22 protein-coding genes and 1 tRNA gene are annotated in these 23,670 nt (G+C 58.6%); 17 read left to right on the forward strand and 6 right to left on the reverse strand.

The window, feature by feature from the left end; all coding sequences use genetic code 11:
* Positions 1-72: 72 nt before the first annotated feature.
* Both LOY43_RS07015 and LOY43_RS07020 read right to left on the reverse strand, forming a co-directional pair.
* On the reverse strand, positions 73-546 hold the full coding sequence (locus LOY43_RS07015; protein WP_038358361.1) for a peroxiredoxin: 474 nt from the start codon (positions 544-546) through the stop codon (positions 73-75).
* Between the two features lie 10 nt (positions 547-556).
* Complete coding sequence (locus LOY43_RS07020) at positions 557-1,117, reverse strand: glycine cleavage system protein R (protein ID WP_034153153.1); 561 nt, start codon at positions 1,115-1,117, stop codon at positions 557-559.
* Positions 1,118-1,447: 330 nt separating this feature from the next.
* On the opposite strand from LOY43_RS07020, the gene dapA reads away from it, so the two are divergent.
* The 6 genes from dapA (at position 1,448) to LOY43_RS07050 (ending at position 9,020) form a co-directional block, all read left to right on the forward strand.
* Positions 1,448-2,326 (forward strand): 4-hydroxy-tetrahydrodipicolinate synthase, encoded by an 879-nt coding sequence (gene dapA / locus LOY43_RS07025; protein WP_220558271.1) that lies wholly within the window; start codon positions 1,448-1,450, stop codon positions 2,324-2,326.
* A 17-nt stretch (positions 2,327-2,343) separates the two neighbouring features.
* Entirely contained in the window at positions 2,344-3,459 is a 1,116-nt protein-coding gene (gene bamC / locus LOY43_RS07030) for an outer membrane protein assembly factor BamC (protein ID WP_093438304.1), read from the forward strand.
* Between the two features lie 6 nt (positions 3,460-3,465).
* Complete coding sequence (locus LOY43_RS07035) at positions 3,466-4,227, forward strand: MBL fold metallo-hydrolase (RefSeq protein WP_095049221.1); 762 nt, start codon at positions 3,466-3,468, stop codon at positions 4,225-4,227.
* Between the two features lie 28 nt (positions 4,228-4,255).
* A complete protein-coding gene (gene purC / locus LOY43_RS07040) occupies positions 4,256-4,969 on the forward strand; it encodes a phosphoribosylaminoimidazolesuccinocarboxamide synthase (protein ID WP_007911389.1) in 714 nt (237 codons plus the stop codon).
* Between the two features lie 83 nt (positions 4,970-5,052).
* A tRNA-Ser gene (locus LOY43_RS07045) sits at positions 5,053-5,142 on the forward strand.
* Positions 5,143-5,519: 377 nt separating this feature from the next.
* Positions 5,520-9,020, forward strand: a complete 3,501-nt coding sequence (locus LOY43_RS07050) for a glycosyltransferase (protein ID WP_258709396.1) — start codon at positions 5,520-5,522, stop codon at positions 9,018-9,020.
* Between the two features lie 116 nt (positions 9,021-9,136).
* On the opposite strand, the gene LOY43_RS07055 is transcribed toward LOY43_RS07050, so the two are convergent.
* Complete coding sequence (locus tag LOY43_RS07055) at positions 9,137-9,328, reverse strand: DUF1508 domain-containing protein (protein WP_095125580.1); 192 nt, start codon at positions 9,326-9,328, stop codon at positions 9,137-9,139.
* Between the two features lie 276 nt (positions 9,329-9,604).
* Between LOY43_RS07055 and LOY43_RS07060 the strand changes: the two genes are divergently transcribed.
* The 6 genes from LOY43_RS07060 (at position 9,605) to LOY43_RS07085 (ending at position 15,288) form a co-directional block, all read left to right on the forward strand.
* Positions 9,605-10,570, forward strand: coding sequence for a glycosyltransferase family 2 protein (locus LOY43_RS07060; RefSeq protein WP_095125579.1), 966 nt, complete (start codon positions 9,605-9,607; stop codon positions 10,568-10,570).
* Between the two features lie 3 nt (positions 10,571-10,573).
* Complete coding sequence (locus LOY43_RS07065) at positions 10,574-11,284, forward strand: bifunctional 2-polyprenyl-6-hydroxyphenol methylase/3-demethylubiquinol 3-O-methyltransferase UbiG (protein WP_258709397.1); 711 nt, start codon at positions 10,574-10,576, stop codon at positions 11,282-11,284.
* Entirely contained in the window at positions 11,281-11,667 is a 387-nt protein-coding gene (locus LOY43_RS07070) for a GtrA family protein (protein WP_258709398.1), read from the forward strand. Before LOY43_RS07065 ends, LOY43_RS07070 begins: the two co-directional genes overlap by 4 nt.
* On the forward strand, positions 11,664-13,760 hold the full coding sequence (locus tag LOY43_RS07075; protein ID WP_095049245.1) for a DUF6311 domain-containing protein: 2,097 nt from the start codon (positions 11,664-11,666) through the stop codon (positions 13,758-13,760). The genes LOY43_RS07070 and LOY43_RS07075 overlap by 4 nt, the downstream gene beginning before the upstream one ends.
* 73 nt (positions 13,761-13,833) lie before the next feature.
* Entirely contained in the window at positions 13,834-14,754 is a 921-nt protein-coding gene (locus tag LOY43_RS07080; RefSeq protein WP_007911372.1) for a LysR substrate-binding domain-containing protein, read from the forward strand.
* Between the two features lie 168 nt (positions 14,755-14,922).
* Positions 14,923-15,288 carry a 5-carboxymethyl-2-hydroxymuconate Delta-isomerase gene (locus LOY43_RS07085; RefSeq protein WP_093438263.1) on the forward strand — a complete coding sequence of 122 codons (366 nt, stop codon included), beginning with the start codon at positions 14,923-14,925 and terminating at the stop codon, positions 15,286-15,288.
* Positions 15,289-15,291: 3 nt separating this feature from the next.
* Here the strand turns inward: LOY43_RS07085 and LOY43_RS07090 are convergent, their stop codons facing one another.
* Together LOY43_RS07090 and LOY43_RS07095 are read right to left on the reverse strand one after the other, a co-directional pair.
* Positions 15,292-16,227, reverse strand: a complete 936-nt coding sequence (locus LOY43_RS07090) for a LysR family transcriptional regulator (RefSeq protein WP_095049246.1) — start codon at positions 16,225-16,227, stop codon at positions 15,292-15,294.
* A 184-nt stretch (positions 16,228-16,411) separates the two neighbouring features.
* Complete coding sequence (locus LOY43_RS07095) at positions 16,412-17,596, reverse strand: cyanate transporter (protein WP_258709399.1); 1,185 nt, start codon at positions 17,594-17,596, stop codon at positions 16,412-16,414.
* A 323-nt stretch (positions 17,597-17,919) separates the two neighbouring features.
* On the opposite strand from LOY43_RS07095, the gene LOY43_RS07100 reads away from it, so the two are divergent.
* The 4 genes from LOY43_RS07100 (at position 17,920) to LOY43_RS07115 (ending at position 22,193) form a co-directional block, all read left to right on the forward strand.
* On the forward strand, positions 17,920-19,569 hold the full coding sequence (locus tag LOY43_RS07100; RefSeq protein ID WP_258709400.1) for a phosphoethanolamine transferase: 1,650 nt from the start codon (positions 17,920-17,922) through the stop codon (positions 19,567-19,569).
* A gap of 163 nt (positions 19,570-19,732) precedes the next feature.
* Positions 19,733-20,866 carry a ribonuclease D gene (rnd, locus tag LOY43_RS07105; RefSeq protein ID WP_093438244.1) on the forward strand — a complete coding sequence of 378 codons (1,134 nt, stop codon included), beginning with the start codon at positions 19,733-19,735 and terminating at the stop codon, positions 20,864-20,866.
* Complete coding sequence (locus LOY43_RS07110; RefSeq protein WP_093438239.1) at positions 20,863-21,156, forward strand: YcgL domain-containing protein; 294 nt, start codon at positions 20,863-20,865, stop codon at positions 21,154-21,156. Before rnd ends, LOY43_RS07110 begins: the two co-directional genes overlap by 4 nt.
* 104 nt (positions 21,157-21,260) lie before the next feature.
* Positions 21,261-22,193, forward strand: coding sequence for a D-2-hydroxyacid dehydrogenase (locus tag LOY43_RS07115; RefSeq protein WP_095049250.1), 933 nt, complete (start codon positions 21,261-21,263; stop codon positions 22,191-22,193).
* A 132-nt stretch (positions 22,194-22,325) separates the two neighbouring features.
* Here the strand turns inward: LOY43_RS07115 and LOY43_RS07120 are convergent, their stop codons facing one another.
* Positions 22,326-22,919, reverse strand: a complete 594-nt coding sequence (locus tag LOY43_RS07120; RefSeq protein WP_258709401.1) for a nitroreductase family protein — start codon at positions 22,917-22,919, stop codon at positions 22,326-22,328.
* Between the two features lie 279 nt (positions 22,920-23,198).
* Here LOY43_RS07120 and LOY43_RS07125 point away from each other — a divergent pair, with 279 nt between their 5' ends.
* Positions 23,199-23,648, forward strand: coding sequence for a YcgN family cysteine cluster protein (locus LOY43_RS07125; RefSeq protein ID WP_093438229.1), 450 nt, complete (start codon positions 23,199-23,201; stop codon positions 23,646-23,648).
* The last annotated feature ends 22 nt before the right edge of the window (positions 23,649-23,670 follow it).

A 23,670-nucleotide genomic window follows, 5' to 3' on the forward strand; every position in this document is an offset into this window, starting at 1 on the left:
GTTTTCGGTGCACACAAAACCTGTGGGAGCTGGCTTGCCAGCGATGGCGTCAGAGAAGACGCCAGAGAAACATCAGGCCTTGTTCAAATTCTGCGCAGCTGCCAAAACAGCATCCACATGCCCCGGCACTTTCACACCACGCCATTCCTGACGCAGCACACCGTCCTTATCAATAAGGAACGTGCTCCGATCAACGCCCAGGTATTCCTTGCCGTACAGCTTCTTCAGCTTGATCACGTCGAACAATTGGCAGACGGCTTCGTCCTTGTCGCTGATCAGCTCAAAGGGAAACTCCTGCTTGCACTTGAAGTTCTCGTGGGACTTCAGGCTGTCACGGGAGATACCGAAAATCTCGGTATTGGCGGCCTTGAAGGCGGCGTACTGATCACGAAAGCCCTGGCCTTCTGTGGTGCAACCCGGGGTGCTGTCCTTCGGATAGAAATAGATCACCACTTGTTTGCCCTTTAGGGCAGACAGGCTGACAGTCTGCCCGCTGGTGGCAGGTGCTTCGAAATCGGCAACCGGTTGGTCGATGACAACAGCCATGAAAGCTTCCTTACATTGGGTTCTGTGGGCGCCAAGGTTCGATCAGTGCGTCCAGGTTCATCGCGTCGGAGAAGTCGAGAAACTGGTCGCGCAGCCAGCTGATCTGGGTGCCGGCGGGCAGGGTCACGGTAAATGTGGCGTTGAGCATGGTGCCGCCGGTCTGCGGCGCCTGATACGTGTCGCAGGTCAGGTTTTCCAGTTCGACGTTGTGATCCATGAAGAACTGGCACAGCTCATTGATGATGTCCGGGCGATATGCCGAGCTGACATACGCCACATACGGCAGGGCCTGCGGACGATTTTCCAGCGGCGCGCTGCGCACCACGTTGGCGGTAAAGGCGTGTTTCTTGGCCAGACCCGGCAAGCTGCCTTCCAGGCGGGCGAGGGCATCCCAACTGCCGGAGACCTCGAGGACCAAAGCGCTGCACTCGCCGTGGCGAGTCAGGCGTGAAGTAACCACGGCGCAGCGATTTTCATGGCTGGCGCGGCACAGGACGTTAGTCAGCTCCATGGGGTTGGCGCCGAGGGCACTGATGACAAGGAATTGTTCGCGAACTGTGGGGGTGGACATGCAGCATTCCTAAAGCGATGAGCGGTCGGTAGGTTTACGGGCGTTGGCCACCGGGGAGTGCCTGTTCTGGCTGTCCGTACAAAGAGGCCCGGCAAGCGCTCGCGGCTCGCTCCACTATAGCGGGAGCGCGTCGATGCGACGCAGGAACGGGGTCTGGGAGGCCGTAAAGGGAGGCTGGAACCCGGCGTACAAGCTGATCAGTACCGATCAAAGTCTGAAGGGTAGCGAAAAGCGGCGCCAAGGGGAATGGCGGCAGCGCAGTACTTCGCTTGTGCAAGCATCTTGGCGCCAGTACCATTACCGCTCTCTTTTTCCGGCAGGAGCGGTTTCATGATTGCGGGCAGTATGGTGGCACTGGTCACTCCCATGGATGCACAAGGGCGTCTTGACTGGGACAGCCTCAGCAAACTCGTGGACTTCCATCTCAAGAACGGCACCCATGCCATTGTCGCGGTCGGTACTACCGGCGAGTCGGCAACCCTTGATGTAGAAGAACACATCGCCGTCATCAAAGCCGTGGTCAAACAGGTTGCCGGGCGCATTCCGGTCATCGCCGGCACTGGTGCCAACTCGACCCGCGAAGCTGTCGAGCTGACCCGCAACGCCAAGGAAGCCGGGGCCGATGCCTGCCTGCTGGTGGTTCCGTACTACAACAAGCCGACTCAGGAAGGTCTGTACCAGCACTTCAAGCACATTGCTGAAGCGGTCGACATTCCGCAGATTCTCTACAACGTTCCTGGCCGCACGTCTTGCGACATGCAAGCCGAGACCGTGATTCGCCTGTCCACCGTGCCGAACATCATCGGTATCAAGGAAGCCACTGGCGACCTGAAACGCGCCAAAGCGATTATCGATGGTGTGAACAAGGATTTCATCGTGCTGTCCGGCGATGATCCGACCGCCGTTGAGCTGATCCTGCTGGGTGGCAAAGGCAACATCTCTGTAACCGCCAACGTCGCGCCACGCGAAATGGCCGATCTGTGCGAGGCCGCGCTCAAGGGCGACGCCGACACCGCACGGGCGATCAACGAAAAACTGATGCCACTGCACAAAGACCTGTTCATCGAAGCCAACCCGATTCCGGTGAAGTGGGCTTTGGTGGAAATGGGCCTGATGCATCAAGGCATCCGCCTGCCACTGACCTGGCTGAGCACACCTTGTCACGAAACGCTCCGCTCGGCCCTGCGCCAGTGCAGCGTCCTGGTTTAATTGAGGAAATACAACGCATGAAGCGAATGGCCGGACTTTCCGCACTTGCCTTGATTATCTCCAGCACCAGCGGCTGCGGATGGGTCTGGGGGCCGGAAGGTTATTTCCGCGACCGTGGTAGCGATTACCTGCAAGCGCAACAGACTGCACCAATGCAACTGCCACCGGAAGTCAGCACTTCCAAGCGTCTGGATCCGCTGTTGCCGATCCCGCGTAACGTTGCTGATGACACCGAGAAGGGCGAATACATTGTGCCGCGTCCTCAGCCGCTGTCGGCCGTTGCCGATGCCAGCGATTACTCGCTGCAGAAGAGCGGTGACTCCCGCTGGGTCGTGGCCCAGCACCCACCGGCCGAAGTCTGGCCAGTGGCGGTGCAGTTCTTCCAGGACAACGGTTTCCGTCTGGATGAACAGCGCCCGCAGACCGGCGAGTTCACCACCACCTGGCAGCATTCCGACGAACTGTCCGCGGCCATGGCCAAGCGCCTGAGCGCAGCCGGCATCGCCAGCGACAGCGAAACCCGCGTGCGTGTGCGGATCGAGCCGGGCGTGCAGCGCAACACCAGTGAAATCTACGTGGTCAGCGCCGAGCGTCCAGCCGGCAGCACGGCCGATGTGGCCTTCACCAACCGTTCGGTCAACACTGGCCTGGACGCAGCGCTGGTCGACGACATGCTCGCGAGCATGAGCCGGATCTCCGAGAAGGGCGGCTCGGTGTCGATGCTGGCCTCGCGTGATTTCGATACGCCAAGCCGTGTCAGCCTCAGCGAAGACGGCAGCGGCAACCCGGTGTTGAACGTCGGTAACGATCTGGACCGTGCCTGGTCGAGCGTTGGCCGTGCACTGGAACAAGGCGAATGGCGCGTTGAAGACATCAACCGTAGCCTGGGCCTGTACTACATCAACCTGGCCGAAAAAGCCGAGAAGAAAGACGACAAGCCTGGTTTCTTCAGCAGCCTGTTCGGCAGTGCGCCGAGCAAGGAAGAAGTTGAAGCCCGTGCCGAGCGTTATCAGGTTCGCCTGAGCAAGGTTGGCGAGAACATTCAGGTGACCGTCGAGAAAAACATCAACACCGTCGCGCCGGCTGAAGTGGCACGCAAAGTGTTGAGCGTGATTCAGGACAACCTGGGCTGATCAACCATGCGTTTTGCCGTTCTCGGCAGCGGTAGCCAAGGGAACGGCACGCTGATCGCCAGTGCTGATACGTATGTGCTGGTGGATTGTGGTTTTTCCCTGCGGGAAACCGAAAAACGCCTGTTGCGCCTGGGTGTGACCCCGGCGCAACTGAGCGCGATACTCGTAACCCACGAACATGCCGACCACGTGCATGGCGTGGGTTTACTGTCTCGGCGCTACAATCTACCGGTCTACCTCAGTCGCGGCACACTGCGCGGGATGCGCAAACCGATTGAACCCGCAGGCTTTCTGGCCGGCGGCGAGCAACTGCAGATCGGTGCACTGAGCATCGGGGTCATTGCCGTGGCCCATGATGCGCAGGAACCGACCCAGTACGTCTTCAGTGATCACCAGCAGCGGCGCTTCGGCCTGCTGACCGACCTGGGTTCCTACTGCGAGCGGGTGCTGGATGGTTATCGGGACCTCGATGCGTTGATGATCGAGTCCAACCACTGTCGCGATATGCTGGCCCGTGGTCATTACCCGTACTTTCTCAAGCAGCGGGTGGGCGGCGAGCTGGGACATTTGAACAACCATCAGGCGGCATTCCTGGTGTCCGAGTTGGGCTGGCAGGGCTTGCAACACCTGGTCCTGGCCCATCTGAGCAGCAAGAACAACCTGCCGCAGTTGGCCCGGCAATGTTTTGTCGACACCCTCGGGTGCGACCCGGACTGGCTGCAACTGGCCGATCAAGATTCAGGGCTCGACTGGCGCCACATCGCCTAGCCCACCTACTTAGCAAGCGGAGCCCATCATGGAAAAACGTGAAGAACTCTACCGCGGCAAAGCCAAATCGGTTTACAAGACCGACGACGCTGACCGCTTGATCCTGCTGTTTCGCAACGACACCTCGGCGTTCGACGGCAAGCGTATCGAGCAGCTCGACCGCAAAGGCATGGTCAACAACAAGTTCAATGCCTTCATCATGCAGAAACTCGAAGCGGCCGGCGTACCGACCCAATTCGACAAACTGCTGGCCGACAATGAAGTCCTGGTGAAGAAACTCGACATGATCCCGGTCGAGTGCGTCGTGCGTAACTACGCTGCCGGTAGTCTGGTCAAGCGTCTGGGCGTCGAAGAGGGCCTGAAGCTCAATCCTTACACCTTCGAACTGTTCCTGAAGGACGACGCCAAGGGCGACCCGTTCATCAACGAATCCCACGTCGTGGCATTCGGTTGGGGCACCGCCGAGCAACTGGTGCGCATGAAAGAACTGTCGCTCAAGGTCAACGAAGTCCTGACCAAGCTGTTCGACGACGCTGGCCTGCTGCTGGTCGACTTCAAGCTTGAGTTCGGCGTGTTCAGCGACGGCTCCATCGTCCTCGGTGACGAGTTCAGCCCGGACGGCTGCCGTCTGTGGGACAAGGACACCAAGAAGAAGATGGACAAAGACCGCTTCCGTCAGGGCCTCGGTGACGTTATCGAAGCCTACGAAGAAGTCGCCAATCGTCTGGGTGTACCGCTTTAATCGACGCAAGCATCTGATAGCACGAAGAAAATTTCGAAAGAGGGTTTGCTTTCGGTAAAAGTGTTGTTATGATGCGCGCCGTTGGAGAGATGCCAGAGTGGCCGAATGGGACGGATTCGAAATCCGTTGTACCTTCACCGGTACCTAGGGTTCGAATCCCTATCTCTCCGCCATTACATAGAAAAAGCCCCGTAGATGAAAATCTACGGGGCTTTTTTGTTTCTGCGAATTCAGCATTCGTTGCGATAGCGCTGAAGCGCGTCGTGCATGGTGAGGTCCTCGGCAGAGAGGCAATTTAAGTAAACACAGCCTCTGCCGACATTAGAGACACAACGCTCACAGGACTCACCGACCCATTTAGAGCCGCGCTCGCAGAGTAGGGGCTGTCATTATTGGCCAGCGATCGGCCGCCAAATCACACCTGTCGTCGTTTATCCTCTGTCCAGTCATGAGGCCAGCGCTCTCACTAAAGTGGATACTTGCTCACCTCGGCCGTGAAAGGCGCATCCAGCGAGTTCCAGCCACGCTCCCTATTTGAATTGGTTTGAATATGAAAATTCCACCATCAGCCCAAGGTGCTCACCGCGTTTCTGAACGTCAGTCCGTCAGGTCAGGCAGCAGCGCCGCACCCCACGTCGAAGACTGCGAAGTGCTGGTTGCGCAGCCGCCAGCGTTCGAGGATGGCGAGCCGCCAGTCGGCGTGGTTATCCATGCGTATTACCCTGAAGTGCTGAAAGATATTCTGCGCCGTTTGATTAAACTGCCTGAACGCCTGCACCTCTACGTAACCTGCGTAGCCGGTCGTGAAGATGAGATCTGTGCTCAGCTGACGGCCAGCACATTGAGTTTTTCGCTATACCGGGTGCCGAATCACGGCAGGGATGTTTTGCCGTTTCTGCGGGTGCTGCCGTTCTTGCGTGCCGACAATATCCGCACGCTGGTCAAGCTGCACACCAAGCGTTCGCTGCACTTGGGCGGGGCGATCGATTGGGGCGTTGAACTATTCGATGATCTGCTAGACCCGGTACGATTCAGTCGAGCGCTGGAACACCTTGCCGACCCGGTGCATGTGCCGATGCTGGGTCCTCAGCGATACCTGGTGCCCGTCACCCGATTCCTCAGCGAAAGCAACCGCGCGTTGCTTGTCACCCTGGCCGAGCGTGGCGGTATTGAGCCGCAGGGCATCAACGAAGCGGATTATTTTGCCGGCACCATGTTCTTTGCGCGCATTGAAGTGTTTGCGCCTTTGGAGCGGATTCAACTGACGGGCAGCGATTTCGAAGTTGAAAGTGGCCAGCTCGACGGTACCCTGGCACACACGTTAGAGCGGTTTTTCGGCGTTCTGGCGAATGTTGGCCGGCAGCAGCGCAATATCGACCTTTATCAGCGCTGGCTGGCGAGTCGGCAACTGGCCGCCGTCGAGGTCGAAGGTTTGCCCGCGCGACTGGCGAGCTGGCCGCGGCAACCGGACGTGTTGTTGGTGTTGACCGACACTACGGGTGATATCGGACTGTTGCGTTCCAGCCTGGAAAGCATTGACCGCCAGCTTTATCGGGCGGCGGCCATCGTGGTGCTCTCCAATGCCGAACCTGTAGGCGTGACGCCGGCCGATAATCTGGTCTGGCTGCCGTTGGCCGAATCCTGGCCGAGCCAGCTCAATGAACTGTTGCAGGAGATCGACGTTGACTGGTGGTACCTTTTGCGTGGCGGAGACGAACTGGATCCCCACGCGCTGCTTTTGCTCGCCGAAGGCATCGCGCTCAATCCCGGTGTCAGCGCATGCTACAGCGATGAAGACTCACTGACCGCTGAAGGCTGCCAGAGTCCGGTATTCAAGCCGGATTTGAATCTGGATATGTTGCGCAGTTATCCCTATGTCGGCCGCGCACTGGCTTTCAGTCGCGAGGCCGCGCTGTCTGCCGACGGCTTTGATCCCGCCTTCAGCGAACTGGCGCCCCATGATTTGCTTTTTCGGCTGATTGAAACTCACGGTCTGGGCACTGTCGGGCACCTCGCGGATGTGCTGGTGCATCAGGCCATCAATTTCCCTCAGTGGCTCGGTGAACCGCAAGTCATCGTGAACTCGGCAGCCATCGTCGGGGCGCACTTGCAGCGCCTGGGCGTGGCGCATGAGCTGCTGGCCGGACCTTTGCCAATGGCTAATCGTGTGGTCTACCAACATGCGGAACAGCCGCTGGTGTCGATCCTCATTCCCACCAAGGACTGCCTGCCGATGCTGCTGCGCTGCATCGAAAGCATCATGGAGAAAACCAGCTACACGAATTACGAACTGATCATCGTCGACAACAACAGCGAAACAGCCGAGGCCCGGGACTGGTTCAACGGTATGGAGCTGTTGAACAATCCCAAGGTGCGCATCCTGCGTTATCCGCACCCGTTCAACTATTCGGCGATCAATAATTTTGCTGCCAGCCATGCCCGCGGCGATTACCTGGTGCTGCTCAACAATGACACGGCGATCATTGATGGCGACTGGCTTGGTGCACTGCTCCATCACGCCCAGCGGCCAGAAGTGGGGATAGTGGGCGCTAAACTGTTATTCCTCGACGGGACTGTTCAGCATGCAGGTGTGGTACTCGGGTTGCGTGGTGTTGCAGACCACCCGTTTATCGGCGATTCAATGCAGTCCAACGGCTACCTTCACCGCTTGCATCTTGATCAGAACTACAGCGCGGTCACCGCCGCCTGCCTGATGATCAGCACCGAGCTGTACCAGCAAGTGGGGGGTATGGACGAGGTCGGCCTGGCCGTTTCCTTTAACGATGTGGATCTGTGCCTGAAAGTCGGCCAGGCTGGACGGCTGATTGTCTGGACGCCTTATGCGCTGCTCGTTCACGAAGCCAGTGTGAGCCAGAACAACGTCGACACGACCAAGGAGGAAGCCAAGCGCAAACGATTCAAGGGCGAACAGTCGGTGATGTACCAGCGTTGGCTTGCGCAAATCGCCAACGATCCGGCCTACAACCGCAACCTGACCCTGGAGGGTAGTGGCTTCTCCTCCAAATACCGCACCGACACTGATTGGCACCCGTTTGCCAGTCGTGAATTGCCTCACGTGCTGTGCCACCCTCTCGACTCTTTCGGCAGCGGACACTACCGCGTGCGTCAGCCTTTCGCTGCCCTGAAAGCCGCGCAGCTGATCGGCGGAACGGTGAGCAACGAGGGACTGCAACCGACAGAACTGGAGCGCATTGCGCCGGACACGATCATTTTCCAGGGACAGCACACAACGCCTCATCTGGAGTACATGCAGGACACCAAGGCATTCTCCAGGGCGTTCAAGATTTACGAGCTGGATGACTATATTCTTGACGTGCCCGCTGGCAACTTGAACCACGAATTGCTGCCCAAAGACATCACCAAACGCTTGAAGAAAGCCGTAGGGCTGTGCGATCGGTTGGTGGTGTCTACCGAGCCGCTGGCCAATGCGCTGAAGGGGTTCAATGCCGACATCCGGGTGATGGAAAACCGTCTGCCGAGCCATTGGTGGAGCGACCTGACCAGCCAGCGCCAACAAGGCCGCAAGCCTCGGGTTGGCTGGGCCGGCGGCTCGAGTCACAGCGCCGATCTGCAAGTCCTTGCCGAAGTGGTTCGTGCGCTGGAAGGAGAAGTTGAATGGGTGTTCATGGGGATGTGCCCACCAGCACTGCGTCCCTATGTCCATGAGTTCCATAGGGGGGTGAGTATCGAAAAATACCCGCAAAGACTGGCTGAGCTGAACCTCGACCTGGCTTTGGCACCTCTGAAAGACAACTTTTTCAACGCCTGCAAAAGCAATTTGCGCTTGTTGGAATATGGCGCCTGTGGTTTCCCCGTGATCTGCTCGGACATCCCTTGTTATCGTGGTGATTTCCCGGTGACGAGGGTCAGGAACCGTTCGCAAGACTGGATTGCCGCTATTCGCGAACATCTGGCTGAACCCGATGCCAGCGCCAAGGCTGGAGACGCCCTGCGCAGCGTTGTACTCAATCAGTGGATGCTCAAGGACGAACATCTGTTGGCGTGGCGAAACGCCTGGCTGGCGGACTGAAGATGAAGCCTGGGTTGCGCTGACTGCATTCAGGTCTTTTGCTACCGGCTCGGAAAAAAGCCTCACAGCCTTAAAACTGTGGGGCTTTTTCATATCTGCTGGACCGTGCAGAGCGGCTAGATCTCCTTGACCGGCGTCTCCCCCTGCACAGCCTTGATCAACCCGATCACGTGCATGCAATCCGCCTTGTTCACATACGACTCGCCACTGGCGATGGTCTCGTGGTTACCCGCCCGCAATCTCCAGCGCCATTGTCCTTTGCCGGTGCTCGGGGTGCCTCTGGATTGCCTGTAAATCTCGAAATACATTCAGTTCGCTCCATGCGATTCATTGTGCGACAGCCGGTGTGGCGCATGCTCGCAAGCCTAGCGCAGACGCTTTTTTTGGCTATCGGACATTTGTTTCCAATCGTTCGCGGATGTTTCTGAAGGACGCGGGCTAGAGCGCAGCAATAGGCCTGTGGATTGGCCAAAATGACGCCGTCTGATCCTTGCAACACCGTCGACGCTGCTGCTTAATACGGGACGGCTCATGGCGTCGAATATTGTTCGGTGACCGACAAACACTATAAGAAGAGCACTCCTTTGATTGAGCACGGAAAGCAACAGGCCGGGCTGGTGACGTTATCGCTGGTGGTCCCCGTTTTTAACGAAGAGGACAGCCTCGACACGTTTCTGCGGCGAATCAATCAAGTCTTTCAGACGCAGGCGTTGATCGACCTTGAACTGGTGTTCGTCAACGACGGCAGTACCGATGCCACGCTTGAGCGCCTGCTTGAACATCAGCGGGACGATGCGCGTCTGCGTATCGTCGATTTGAGCCGCAACTTCGGCAAAGAAGCAGCGTTGTCCGCCGGTTTGCAGATCGCGACCGGGCAGATCGTGGTGCCGATCGACGCTGATCTGCAGGACCCGCCCGAGGTCATTGTGCAGATGATCGAGCGTTGGCGAGAAGGCTTTGAAGTGGTGCTCGGTCATCGCATCAGCCGTCGCAGCGACACCTGGGCCAAGCAGACATCAGCGCACTGGTTCTACCGCCTGCACAACAAGATCGCCGAACAGCCTTTGCCCGAGAATGTCGGCGATTTTCGTCTGATGGATCGCTGCGTGGTCGATGCCTTGCTGACCCTGCCGGAATCCCGGCGCTTCATGAAAGGCCTGTTCGCCTGGGTCGGCTTTCGCACCACCCACGTCGATTACGAGCGCCCGGAGCGCGTGGCGGGGCAGAGCAAGTTCAATGGCTGGCGCCTGTGGAACTTTGCGCTTGAAGGCATCACCAGTTTCAGCACTGAACCGTTGCGGATCTGGACGTATGTCGGCGCATTGGTGTCGCTGGTGTCTTTTGCCTTCGCCATGTTCATTGTCGTGCGCACGCTGATTCACGGTGTCGACCTGCCCGGTTATGCCTCGCTGATGGTGGCCGTGACCTTTCTCGGTGGACTGCAATTGATCGGCATCGGTGTGCTCGGTGAGTACCTGGGCCGCACGTATATCGAATCCAAACGCCGGCCGGTTTTTCTGGTGCGTCGCGTCTATGACCCCAAGGACTGACACATGGATCTCAAGGAAACCGACATCCTCGGCGACGCCATCAACGAGCACTGGTATTACTGCTCAAAAGCCGCCGCCACCCGGCGTTTGCTGAGAGATGCACCCATCAGCCGAATCCTCGATGTCGGTGCCGGCTCGGGATTTTTCTCCCACCATTTGCTGACGCACACCGATGCACGCGAAGCATGGTGCGTGGATATCAGCTACCCCGCCGACTCCAGCGCGACCACCGCCGGTAAACCGGTGCACTACCGTCGCGGGATCGAAACCATCGAGGCCGATCTGGTGTTGTTGATGGACGTGCTGGAGCACGTCGATGATGACCTCGGTCTGCTCAAGATGTACGTCGACAAAGTGCCATCGGGCAGCAGGTTTCTGATGACGGTACCGGCATTCCAGTTCTTGTGGAGTGGCCACGATGACTTTCTCGAGCACAAGCGCCGCTACACCCTGGCGCAGTTCGAAACCTTGGCGCGTGATGCCGGTTTGACGGTGCAGCGCGGTGCCTATTATTTCGGTGCGGTGTTTCCGATCGCTGCGGCGTTGCGCTTGCTGCCGCAAGGCGCACAAGCCCAAACGCCGCGTTCACAGCTCAAGCGTCATCATCCGCTGGTGAACGGTGTTCTCAAGACGCTATGCAGTCTTGAACTGCCGTTGATGGGCATCAACCGTCTGGCCGGGTTGAGTGTGTTCGTGCTGGCGCGCAAACCGTGACCTCGGCGCAAAAAACAGCATTGATTCAGCGAGGTTTGCGCTTTGCCGTGACCGGGCTGTTTGTCACTGCGCTGCATGCGCTGGTGGCGGTGCTGTTCATCAACTTCATTACTGCGCAACCGCCGCTGGCCAATGGCGTGGCGTTTGCCGTGGCGACGGTGGTTTCCTACGTGATTAACACCACCTGGAGTTTTTCTGCCCGCTTGCGCGGACGAACGCTGCTGCGTTTTCTGCTGGTGTCCGTGGGCGGCTTTTTCCTCGCGATGTTCGTTGCCTGGGCCGCGCAGGTTGCCGGGCTGCACTATCTGCTGGGCATTGTTGCGGTGGCGCTGACGATTCCGGCGTTCACCTTTGTCTTGCACAATTTCTGGACCTATCGATGAAGGCGTCACCAAACCATCCGGCGCTGGGCGTGTTGCCTTTACTGCTTGGCGTTCTGGCATTTTTCTGCGTGATCGGACCGCAAGCGCTGGATCCGCAAAACATTGCCTGGCTGGAGCAGGGCGATCCGGCGACGCATTATCTGGGCTGGGAATATTTTCGTCATTCACCCTGGATCTTTCCGCTCGGACTCAACCCTTCCTATGGTCTGGAGCTGGGCAGTTCGATCATCTTTTCCGACTCCAATCCGCTGCTGGCGTTGCTGTTCAAACCGTTCAATGCGTGGTTGCCGGCGACCTTCCAGTATTTCGGTCTGTGGCTGCTGGCGTGTTTCGTGCTGCAAGCCTGGTTCGCCTGGAAACTGCTGGGGCTGATGACCGGCAATCCGCTGATTCGTTTGCTGGGTACCGGTTTGCTGGTGGTTTCACCGCCGATGTTTCTGCGCATGGGCGGACACCTTTCCCTGTCCGGGCATTTTCTGATTCTGGCGGCGCTGTACCTGGCGTTGTTGCCGAACCTGTCTCGACGACGCCTGGCCTGGGGCGCGTTACTGGCGGTGACGGCGATGGTGCATGCGTACCTGCTGGCGATGGTGGCGCTGATCTGGGTAGCAGATCTGCTCGGCAAAACTTTCAGCCAACAACTGACTCGGCGTCAGGGGCTGCTTGAAGGCGTTTCGCTGTTTGCCGTGGTGAGTGTGTGTTGCTGGCAGGCCGGTTACTTTGCCATTGCCGACGGCGGGCAATCCGGCGGTTTCGGGTTGTACCGGATGAACCTGTTGTCGCCACTCGATCCAGCGGGCTGGTCGTTCATCTTGCCGGATCTGCCAAAAGCCAGCGGCGATTACGAAGGCTTTAATTATCCGGGGTTGGGTGTGCTGTTGCTGGTGCCGTTGGCGCTGATTGCCTTGCTTAGAAATCGCCAGCCGCTGAAGGATGAGCTTCGCGTTCGCCCTTGGCTGTTGCTGGCGTTGATCGGTTTATCGTTGTTTGCGCTATCGAACCAGATCGGTGTCGGCGCGCACACGTTCAGCTATCCGCTGCCGAAAATCGCCCTCAAACTGGCCAATATTTTTCGCGCGTCGGGGCGGATGTTCTGGCCCGTGTTGTACGCGCTCATCCTGATGGTGATGTTCCTGCTGGTGCGCGGTTACCGGCCACGTATCGTCGTCGCGTTGTTGGCGCTGGCATTGACGATACAGATTGTCGACACACGCAACGGCTGGATGGGCTTGCGCAACAGCAAAATGATGACGCCCTCCGCACAATGGCCAACGCTGATGCGTGATCCATTCTGGGCGAGTGCGGCGGCGCATTACTCGAAGGTGCGCAGTCTGATGCCACAGAATCAGTCCGAACGCTGGCAAGTGATTGCCGATTTCGCTGCGACCCATGGTCTGAAAACCGACGCTGTTTATCTGGGACGCATGAGTTCCACAGCGCTGGATCAGGCTCGGCAGAAAACGCAGCACATGCTCGAATCAGGGCAATACGATGCCGACTCGTTGTACATCCTCGACGACTCCGTGCTGGCCGATGCCGCCAAAAGCGTCAACAGTGAAACGGATCTGCTGACCCGAGTGGATGGTCTGGTGGTGCTGGCGCCGGGCTGGAAGCGTTGCTCGCAGTGCCTGAGCGTGCCTGATGAAGGACGCCGAATGTCATTGCTGGCACTGATGCGTCCCGGTCAGGCGCTGATCTTCAACTACTCCGCCCGGCAGTTGACCAGCGGTTGGTCGACCCCGGAAAACTGGGGTACATGGTCGGCGGGACAGCAGGCGCAGGTCGACTTGCGGGTGTCACCCGAGGCGCGCTCGATTGCGCTGGAGGTCATGGCATTCGTTTTGCCGCAACACCCGGCGCAGCGAGTGATTGTCAGTTTGAATGGCGAGCAGGTACTGAGCACGCGGCTGGTGCAACATCAGGATAATCATCTGGAGATCCCGATCAGTCCTGCGATCCGTCAGCATCTGGCAGACAACGATCGCCTGACGATCGAGCTGCAATTGCCCGACGCCATCAGCCCGGAACAATTGGGCATCAATGATGATTCACGGATCATGGCGCTGGGCTTGAAACGCCTGACGGTGAACTGACGCTGCGTGGCGATGGACGGCGGGGCCCTGCGCTTTCTACACTGCCGGTATTCCGGGGGGCAGGGGGCAATGGATGAACCGCAATGAACTACGCAAGGCTGACATCAACCTGATGGTGGTGTTCGAGACCTTGATGCTCGAACGCAACGTGACCCGGGCGGCCGAGAAGCTGTTTCTCGGCCAGCCGACCATCAGCTCGGCGCTCAATCGCTTGCGCACCATGCTCAATGATCCGCTGTTCATCCGTGTCGGCCACCGCATGGAGCCGACAGCGCGTGCCGAAGATATTTTCCGCCATCTCAAGCCCGCGCTTGACTCATTGTCGGTCGCGCTGAGTCTGACCCGCGATTTCGATCCGGCCGTGAGCACCATGACCTTTCGCATCGGTCTGTCCGATGACGTCGAGTTCGGCCTGTTGCCGCCGCTGTTGCGTGCGTTGCGCCAGGAAGCGCCGAACGTGGTGTTCGTGGTGCAACACGTCGATTACTGGCGCATCCCCGATCTGCTCGCAGCGGGTGATATCACGGTCGGCATCAGCCAGACCCGGGGCCTGCCGGCCAATGCCAAGCGCAAACTGCTGCGGCACATTCAGCCGAGCATCCTGCGCGCCGACGCCAGCGATACACCGCTGACGCTGGATGAATATTGCGCGCGCCCCCATGTACTGGTTTCGCACACGGCCAACGTCAGTGGTTTTGCCGATGAGTGGCTGGCCGAACTCGGTCGTACTCGCCAAGTGGTGCTGTCGGTACCGCAATACAGCGCGTTGCCGGCGCTACTGGCCGGCACCGACCTGATCGCCAGTCTGCCGGATTACACGGCGGCAGCCATGGCCACTTCCGGATTGCTGTTTAAGGAGCCGTTTCCGTTTAAAACACCGACGCTGGATTTGTCGATGGTCTGGCTCAGCCACGTCGACAGCGACCCGGCCGAGCGCTGGTTGCGCTCAAGGCTGGAGCAGTTCATGAGCGAACGGCCACTGACGCCATCCTGAGCTATAACACTCCCCCTGTAGGAGCTGCGGCACGCTGCGATCTTTTGATCTTCAAATCTCAAGATCAAAAGATCGCAGCCTCGTTTCACTCGACAGCTCCTACAGGGGTTAGTGTGAACCGCATGTGCTATATGTACGACCTTTCTGCCAACTGACTGGGGACCTGCAATGCCACACCTGCACATGGAATACACCGCCAACCTGCCGCAGTTGAACGCCGATGTAGCGTTGATGCGGCTCAACAACACCCTGGTGGGCTCTGGTCAGTTCGCGGCGGAGTTCGATATCAAGAGCCGTGCGGTGAAAGTCGAGACCTTCAAGGTCGGAACCGCCATGGCCGAGCGCGCCTTCGTCTATGTGAAGCTGGCGCTGCTCAGCGGGCGTTCGCCGCAGATCAAGAAGCAGTTGTCAGAAAGCCTGTTGGCAGTCTTGCAGGACCTGTGCGAATGGCCGGCCGGTGTCGAGGTGCAGTTGTGTGTCGAACTGGTCGACATGGATCGCGAGTCCTACAGCAAAACCGCTATTGGCGTGTAGGACTCAGGCCGCTTCGAGTTCGCTGCACACCTTGACCACCTGCTCGCGCAACCACAGATTGGCGCTGTCCTGATCAACGCTCTGGCTCCATTGCATGTCCAGGGTAAAGCCCGGCAAGCCATTTGGCGCCTCGCAGTGATTGAACACCGCCTCGTTGGTCAGTAAACGCTGGATACGGCGGGGCAGGGTGAGGATGAAGTCGGTCCCCGTGATCATTTTCAATGCCGCGCTGTAGCTGTTCGAGCGCGCGACGATCTGACGCTTCTGCGCCTGCCGCGCCAGCCAGCCATCGACCATGTTGGTAGTCGACGTCCATGGCGTCGGGAACACGTGCCGGCGTTCGGTAAAAGCCTGCAGGCTCAGGCGCGGCTCCAGTGGCGTGGCGCGTTTGTCGAAGACGCAGACCAGATCGTCCTCCAGCAGCATTTGTGATTTCAGGTCAGCGTGATGACGGTGGAAGTTGGGGCCGAAGCTGATGACAAGATCGAGGCTGCCGTCGCGCAGCTCATCCGCCGGGACATCGGTCTCGAACTTGTGCATGTTGACCATCACCGGCAAATCGTCGAAGTCGAAACGCTTCAACAGACGCGGCAGGATCAGTTGCTCGAAGTATTCCGGGGCGCAGATATTAAAGGTGACGGCTTGTCGGGTCGGGTCGAACGTGGGGGCACCGGCGTGGCACAGGTTGATGCTTTCGAGGATTTTCTGCACATGGCCATACATGGTGCTGGCCTTGTAGGTCGGACGCATGCCGGTGCGGGTGTTGATAAACAGTTCGTCTTCGAAACTGGTGCGCAGTTTTTTCAAACAATAACTGACCGTGGACTGGCTGACGAACAGGGTTTCTGACACATCAGTGACGCTGCTCTGCTCATAAACAGCGATGAACACCATGAGATCCTGCATGTCGAGCTTTCTAAGCAAGTTACTGTTCAGCATCCGTTCCGTCTCGCTGTGCTCCTTGCGCTGAATCCGCGCAAACGTGTGCGAATGATCCTAACGGAACGATGGTGCCAGGACAAAGCCCTGTAGGACGTTTCACAGTCAGTTGTGGGACAGAAAGTTTTAGTAACACGACGTCACGGGGCAAACCGCAGAAAGATGGCCAGAGGCCTTAGCCCGATCAGGAAAAGTGCCTCGCGTAATGCCGGGGATCGAAGCGCCACACCATCAACAGCATCACCACCATTACCGCTGTCAACGACCACCACGCCCACTCGAAGCTGCCCAGTTGATCGCGGATCATTCCAGCCATCAGCGGCGAGAGACCAGCAATCAGATAGCCAATGCCTTGCACAAATGCAGTCAGGCCACCGGCACGTTGCGGGTTGTCGAGGTGATCAAGCGAGACAATCAGGCTCATCGGGAACAACCCGCCAATGCCCAGCCCCAACAGGCATGGCCATAGCAGGCTGAATTGTTGCGGGCTGAGGATCAGGCCGCAAAATCCGCCGATGATCAGTGCCAGTAGTGTCATCAGAATCACACGCCGATCCCGGCTGCGATTGGCGATAGCCGGAACCACTAGACCGGAAATCACCTCCATGGCCGTCAGCAAACCCAACAGCAATCCGGCGTTCTGTTCGCTCCAGCCGTTTTCCACGTAGTACGGCGCGAGCCAGGCCAGCACGCAGGTATAGGACGCTGTCCCCAGACCAAAGAAGAGGGCCAGCAACCAGGCACGGGAATACTTGAAGAACGAATCCTTGCCGGCTGTCGCCGTTACGGTGGAGGACAGCTGGTTGCGTTGCGACCACCAGAACAGCAGCGCGATGAATGCCAGGATCGCCCAGATCGCCAAACCGCCGCGCCAGCTCCCGGTTTGCAGCATCACCAGCGGTGCGAACGAGGCCGCAATGGCCGCTCCACCCATGATCGACGTGACATACAGACCCATGCACAGCGCGACATTGTCGGCGAAGCGCGATTTGATCAGCGTCGGCATCAATGCCTGAATCAGTGCAATCCCGAGGCCGGCCAGCACCGCGCTGACGATCATTTCGGCGGCCGATTCGATGAACAGCCGCGACAGCGTCGCCAGGCCAATGATCAGCAGTGACAGGAAAACCGTCCGTTGCTCGCCCAGCCGCTGACCGATGCCAATGCCGAAAAACATCGCCAGCCCCATTGCCATCACCGGCAGCATGGTCAGCAGCGACGCGACGCTGAAGTTCAGCGGGATGTCAGCGCGAATGGCTGACAGTAATGGGCCGATTGCCGCCATCGACGGACGCAGATTGAGGGCTACGAGAATGATGGCGAGCATCAACCAGGCAGCGGGGCGAGCGGTAGCGCGGACGTTTTCCATCATCAGACCTTTGGGCGGGGCAGATGATTAAGCGCGGAGCGGTCTGGTTCGGGCAAACCAGAAAATCCACAGCAGTATTTAAAAAGTCGATATCCCCGCTCCCACAATGGACAGCCGTGCTGTTTTTCTGAATAAAACCTGAACCATTCTCAAATACTTCACACTTTCATCGCATGGCCAACAGCCAACTAATCGTTGGCGTCTTTTTCACAAAAAATTGATGGTTGCCTGCTTAAAGTTTCTCGTGCCTTAGTTAATGAAATTTTCACAATTGAAATTTCTTTCATGGAACGAGGCTCTTCTTTTCAGGAATCGCCCTTTCTATGTTGAAGTTAAAAGCCGTGCGCCCGGAATGGGTGACGTTAATTGCCAGTGCCTTTCTTTTAATCGGCTGCAATTTTGTCCTCTGGCAACACCTGTTCGAGATCACCGCCGCCGATGGTAAGGGCATCGCCATGCGTGTGGCGTTCGGGGTGATGATTCTCGCGGCATTCAATATCGTGCTGACGGTCCTCGCCTTCCGTCCGCTGCTCAAGCCGCTGTTGACCGTGATATTTCTGATCAGCGCCGGCGTGGCTTACTTCATGAGTCAATATGGCGTCATGATCGATGCCGGCATGTTGCGCAACTTTGCCGAAACCAATGCAACGGAAGTGCGTGATCTGCTCTCGTTGAAGTTGTTTGCTTATATTCTACTGCTCGGTGTATTACCGTCCTGGTTGTTGTGGAAAGTTCCAGTCAACTATCGTCGTTGGCATCGTGAGTTAATCAGCAAAGTTATTGTCGGTGTTGCTTCTGTGGCGGTGATTGGTGGGGTGGCGCTGGCCAACTATCAGGGCTTGTCATCGCTGTTTCGCAATCACCACGAAATTCGCCTGATGCTGGTGCCCAGTAATTACATCGGTGCTTCGGCGGGTTATCTACGTGAGCAAGTAGTCTCGGCGCGGCAGCCATTCATCAAGATCGGCGAGGACGCCGAGCGCAATCCGGATGTGAAGCTTCAACCGCGTAAATCCCTGACCGTGCTGGTGGTGGGTGAAAGTGCCCGGGCGGAGAACTTCGGCATCCTCGGCTATGACCGTGACACCACGCCGACACTCGATAAGGAAGCCGGGCTGATCGCCTTCACTGACGTGCATTCCTGCGGAACGGAAACGGCTGTTTCGGTGCCGTGCATGTTCTCCAACATGGGCCGCAAGGATTATGACGCCAGCAAGGCGAAGAATGAGGAAGGCCTGCTCGATGTGCTCAAACGTGCCGGTATCGATGTGATCTGGCGTGACAACCAGTCCGGTTGCAAAGGCACTTGCGACCGGGTCACCCTGCAAGATGTCAGCAACCTGAAAGACCCGGCGCTGTGTGCCAACAGCGAGTGCCGCGACGAAATCCTCCTGCAAGGTCTGCAAAGTTTTATCGACCATCTGGACAAGGACACCGTGCTGGTTTTGCACCAGATGGGCAGTCACGGCCCGGAATACTTCAAGCGTTATCCCAAGGAATACGAGCACTTCACCCCGGTGTGTGAAAGTAACGCGCTGAACAATTGCAGCCGCGAAAGTATCGTCAACGGTTACGACAACACGTTGGTGTATACCGACCATGTGTTGTCGAGCCTGATCGATGTATTGCGCAGCAATCAGGACAAAGTCGATACCGCGATGTTGTACCTGTCGGACCACGGTGAGTCGCTGGGCGAGTACAACTTGTTCCTGCACGGTACGCCTTACATGTTGGCGCCAGAGCAACAAAAGCATGTAGCGATGCTGGCGTGGTTCTCCGATAACTATCAGAAGGCCTATTCGGTCGACACGCATTGCTTGCAAATGAGCCGTGACAAACCGCTGAGCCAGGACAACCTGTTCCACTCGATGCTTGGCCTGCTCGAGGTCAGGAGCAAGGTCTATCAGCCGGGTCTGGACATGTTTGCCGGTTGCCGAGGTGCGGTGATCGACGGCGTACTCGCCAAGGACTGAGGCCAATCGGCTCCGTCGTTCTGATACGACGGGGCTTTCTGCTTCTTTTGTCAGACTATTCTTGCTCTCTGGAAGGACATTTCGTTACAGCTCTTGCCCTTCACAGGCGCGTAAATCGCCAGTGGCGATATATACTGCGCGCCATTCTTCAAGGGAGAGCCGTGTGGCCATCGATATTCACTGGATTCGCGACAACGAAAGCCTCGCGCAGTTTTGCGCCGAGTGGCAGCAGCTGCCGTTCGTTGCCCTCGACACCGAATTCATGCGGGTCGACACCTTCTACCCGATTGCCGGCCTGTTGCAGGTGGGCGACGGCAAACGCGCCTACCTGATCGATCCGCTGACCATCAATGCCTGGCAACCGCTGGCTGCGTTGCTGGAGAACCCGGCGGTACTCAAAGTCCTGCACGCCTGCAGCGAAGACCTCGAAGTGCTGTTGCGCCTGACCGGCAGCCTGCCGGCCCCGATGTTCGACACGCAACTGGCCGCCGCTTACCTGAACCTCGGTTTCTCGATGGGCTATTCGCGACTGGTGCAAGAAGTGCTCGGCATTGAACTGCCAAAGGGCGAGACCCGTTCCGACTGGTTGCAGCGTCCGCTGTCCGAGACGCAAATCAGCTACGCCGCCGAAGATGCCGTGCATCTGGCGGAGGTTTTCGTACAGCTGCGGCCGAAACTGTCTGACGACAAATTCGCCTGGGTGCTGGAGGACGGCGCTGAACTGGTCGCCAACCTGCGCCGTGAAACCGACCCGTACGAGGTCTATCGCGAGGCCAAACTGGCGTGGAAACTCTCCCGTGCGCAACTGGCGGTTCTGCGTGAACTGTGCGCCTGGCGGGAAAAGGAAGCCCGCGCCCGCGATCTGCCGCGCAACCGCATCGTCCGCGAGCATTCGCTGTGGCCACTGGCCCGCACGCAACCGGACAACCTCGCGGCGCTGGGCAAAATCGAAGACATGCACCCGCGTACCGTGCGTCAGGACGGCCAATTTCTGCTTGATCTGATCAAGCGCTCTGGCAGTGTGGGGCCTGATCAATGGCCGCCCGCCGTAGCGGAGCCCTTGCCGATCGAAGCCGCCGCGTTGATCAAACAATTGCGCGCATTGGGCCAGGCTGAGGCCGAGCGTCTGGGCATTGCCCCGGAACTGATGCTGCGCAAGAAAACCCTCGAAGCCCTGGTCAAAAGTGGCTACCCCGAGGGTCCTTACCAATTGCCTGAGTCGTTGCGTGGCTGGCGCCGCGAACTCATGGGCCAGAAGCTGCTCGACAGCCTGGCCACCGCCGGAGAACAGCCTTGAAACGTATTTGCTCTATTTACCAAAGCTCGAAGCGCAAGGGCATGTATCTCTATGTGCTCAAGAGCGATGAGCTGGAACGCGTGCCCGAGGCCCTGATGGCGGCTTTCGGCAAAGCCATATTTGCCTTCAGTCTGGTGTTGACGCCTGAGCGCAAACTGGCCAGCGAGGACATCGTCGTGGTCCTGGAAAACCTCGACAAGCAGGGCTACCACCTGCAAATGCCGCCGGCCGAGGACGAGTACATCGAGCACTTGCCCGAAGAGTTGCTGCGACGCAACGACCCGGTCTGATCTGCGCGGCTCTGTTCTGAGTCTCGGTTTACCCTGGAACTGTTTTTACCGCGATGGCCGGCTTAATCCGGCGGCCATCTGCACGGTTTGCGAAAGGTTTGAAGATGCGCGTTCTGATTGCTGAACACGACCACGCGATATACGCCCGGCTGCTGCGTCAGGCAGCGCCCGAGCTTGAAATACTGACCAGCGGCGACTCCGCCGAGCTGGCCCGGCAGGCCGCCGATTGCCCGGTGTGGCTGGGCCAACCGGATTTGCTCGCGACTCTGTTGCGCCAGGGGCACCAGCCACAATGGCTGCAATCGACCTGGGCCGGTATCACACCATTGCTCGCTGACGGCTTGCGCCGCGATTACCGTTTGACCCGTGCAGTGGGGATTTTCGGTCAGGTGATGGCCGAGTATGTGCTGACCTACATCCTTGGCCATGAGCGCGAAGTGCTGGCGCGACTGGTCAGCCAGGTCGAGCGTAAATGGGACAACCGCAGCGGCCAGAGCCTGGTCGGGCGCAAAGTGCTGATCGTCGGCACCGGGGATATCGGCCAGAGTGTCGCGCAGTTCCTGCTGCCCTTCGGCATTGAGCTGTACGGGATTGCCAGCAGCGCCCGTGAGCAGGCGCCGTTTGTCGAGGTCGGTTCGATGGCGGATCTGCCGCGACTGGTGGGTGAAGTGGATTACGTGGTCAATCTGCTGCCGAACACCGAACACACCCACGATATCTACGACGCGGCGCTGTTCAAGCAATTCAAGCCAACCGGGTTGTTCATCAACGCCGGGCGCGGTGTCGCGGTGGTCGATGCCGATCTGGTGGACGCGTTGAAGGAAGGCCATCTGGCGGGGGCGGTGATCGACGTTTGCCGTCAGGAACCACTGCCGCAACGCCATCCATTCTGGACCGCTTGGGGCTTGCTGCTGACCGGGCACAGTTCGGCGCCGACGTCACCGGCGTTGATGGTGCAGCTGTTTGTCGAGAACCTGAAGGCGTATCAGGCGGGTGAAGCGTTGCGCGGGGAAGTGGATTTCAACCGCGGATATTGATCTCCTTGCTTCAGATCGTTCCCACGCTCCGCGTGGGAATGCAGCCGGGGACGCTCTGCGTCCCATTGGAACGCGGAGCGTCCCTTGAGTCATTCCCACGCGGAGCGTGGGAACGATCATTTGCGGTGTGGCTTAGAGGGTGAAGTCGCCTTCAGCCGCCAGTTCGCTCAGCGGACGGCGCGGGCTCGGCTCTTCGCGAGCCTGCAGGTATTCAGCCAACGTTGCCTTGTCACCGAGTTTGCCAACGGCAACGGCCGCATGCAGCGCATAACCTTCAGGAATGTTCAGCTCTTTGCGCGTCAGTTCCTGATCGAACCCGGCCATGCCGTGGGTGTGCCAGCCACTGATGCTTGCTTGTAGCGCCAGATGGCCCCACGCCGAGCCGGTGTCGAAGGTATGCCACAGCGCCGGGGTTTCTTCAGTGGCGCCTGGTGCAGTGAAGGTGGTTTTCGAAATCACGATTACCAGCGCCGAGGCATGCTGCGCCCAGCTACGGTTGAATTCGTTGAGCAGACCCAGATAACGCTCCCAGTTTGGCGTATCGCGACGCGCATAGAGGAAACGCCAAGGCTGCGAGTTGTACGCCGAGGGCGCCCAGCGTGCGGCTTCGAAGAAACTCAGCAGGGTTTCTTCCGGGATCGCTTCGCCGGTGAAGGCGCGCGGCGACCAGCGGTCGGTGAATTGCGGGTGAATGGCGTAATCGGCAACGCGAGGGTTGGCACTCATCGAGAGATTCCTTGCTACGGTTGAGTCAGGGATTTGAATGAAAACCCGGCGGGATCAGTTGCGCTGAACGATGGGGTTTTCCGAGCCTGAGGGTTCACCACAATGCAACGCGGTCGCGCGTTAATGGCTTGCGGGCAAGGCTCCTTGCGACTGGCAAAGCTACGCGCCGCCACAAAAACTGACAAGCCCCGCGCAACCGGCAGTCGCCGACGCTTGGCCCGCAAGGCCTTGGGCACTAGACTGGCGGCCTTTTCACCACCTGATGTTGATGCTTGAGCCATGGCCGCCAAAGTCGAACCGTTCTGGAAACGCAAAACCCTCGATCAACTCGATCACCAGGAATGGGAATCGCTGTGCGACGGCTGTGGTCTGTGCTGCCTGCAAAAGCTTGAGGATGAGGAAGACAACAGCGTTTATTACACGCGCATCGCCTGCAAACTGCTGGACCTGAAAACCTGCCAGTGCAGCGATTATCCGAACCGCATCAAGTTTGTCCCGGACTGCATCCAGCTCACCCCGGGGCAGGCCGAAGAGTTCAAGTGGCTGCCGCCGACCTGCGGTTATCGGCTGGTCAGCGAAGGCAAGGATCTGCCGTTGTGGCATCACCTGGTCTGCGGCGATCGCGATGCGGTGCACCACGAGCGGATTTCCCAGTCCGGGCGCATGCTCGCCGAAGGCAGCGTGCCGGAGGATGACTGGGAAGATCACCTGATTTTCCGCGCGGGCTGATACCTGCTGATTCAAGCTTTAC

This window comes from Pseudomonas sp. B21-041, from assembly GCF_024748675.1.
GTDB classification, from domain to species: domain Bacteria; phylum Pseudomonadota; class Gammaproteobacteria; order Pseudomonadales; family Pseudomonadaceae; genus Aquipseudomonas; species Aquipseudomonas neuropathica.

Excerpts from the sequence above, each read along its gene's own strand:
- LOY43_RS07015 (WP_038358361.1), bottom strand. The coding sequence starts at position 546 with ATGGCTGTTGTCATCGACCAACCGGTTGCCGATTTCGAAGCACCTGCC.
- LOY43_RS07020 (WP_034153153.1), bottom strand. The coding sequence starts at position 1,117 with ATGTCCACCCCCACAGTTCGCGAACAATTCCTTGTCATCAGTGCCCTC.
- dapA (WP_220558271.1), top strand. The coding sequence starts at position 1,448 with ATGATTGCGGGCAGTATGGTGGCACTGGTCACTCCCATGGATGCACAA.
- bamC (WP_093438304.1), top strand. The coding sequence starts at position 2,344 with ATGAAGCGAATGGCCGGACTTTCCGCACTTGCCTTGATTATCTCCAGC.
- LOY43_RS07035 (WP_095049221.1), top strand. The coding sequence starts at position 3,466 with ATGCGTTTTGCCGTTCTCGGCAGCGGTAGCCAAGGGAACGGCACGCTG.
- purC (WP_007911389.1), top strand. The coding sequence starts at position 4,256 with ATGGAAAAACGTGAAGAACTCTACCGCGGCAAAGCCAAATCGGTTTAC.
- LOY43_RS07050 (WP_258709396.1), top strand. The coding sequence starts at position 5,520 with ATGAAAATTCCACCATCAGCCCAAGGTGCTCACCGCGTTTCTGAACGT.
- LOY43_RS07055 (WP_095125580.1), bottom strand. The coding sequence starts at position 9,328 with ATGTATTTCGAGATTTACAGGCAATCCAGAGGCACCCCGAGCACCGGC.
- LOY43_RS07065 (WP_258709397.1), top strand. The coding sequence starts at position 10,574 with ATGGATCTCAAGGAAACCGACATCCTCGGCGACGCCATCAACGAGCAC.
- LOY43_RS07075 (WP_095049245.1), top strand. The coding sequence starts at position 11,664 with ATGAAGGCGTCACCAAACCATCCGGCGCTGGGCGTGTTGCCTTTACTG.
- LOY43_RS07080 (WP_007911372.1), top strand. The coding sequence starts at position 13,834 with ATGAACCGCAATGAACTACGCAAGGCTGACATCAACCTGATGGTGGTG.
- LOY43_RS07085 (WP_093438263.1), top strand. The coding sequence starts at position 14,923 with ATGCCACACCTGCACATGGAATACACCGCCAACCTGCCGCAGTTGAAC.
- LOY43_RS07090 (WP_095049246.1), bottom strand. The coding sequence starts at position 16,227 with ATGCTGAACAGTAACTTGCTTAGAAAGCTCGACATGCAGGATCTCATG.
- LOY43_RS07095 (WP_258709399.1), bottom strand. The coding sequence starts at position 17,596 with ATGGAAAACGTCCGCGCTACCGCTCGCCCCGCTGCCTGGTTGATGCTC.
- LOY43_RS07100 (WP_258709400.1), top strand. The coding sequence starts at position 17,920 with ATGTTGAAGTTAAAAGCCGTGCGCCCGGAATGGGTGACGTTAATTGCC.
- LOY43_RS07115 (WP_095049250.1), top strand. The coding sequence starts at position 21,261 with ATGCGCGTTCTGATTGCTGAACACGACCACGCGATATACGCCCGGCTG.
- LOY43_RS07120 (WP_258709401.1), bottom strand. The coding sequence starts at position 22,919 with ATGAGTGCCAACCCTCGCGTTGCCGATTACGCCATTCACCCGCAATTC.
- LOY43_RS07125 (WP_093438229.1), top strand. The coding sequence starts at position 23,199 with ATGGCCGCCAAAGTCGAACCGTTCTGGAAACGCAAAACCCTCGATCAA.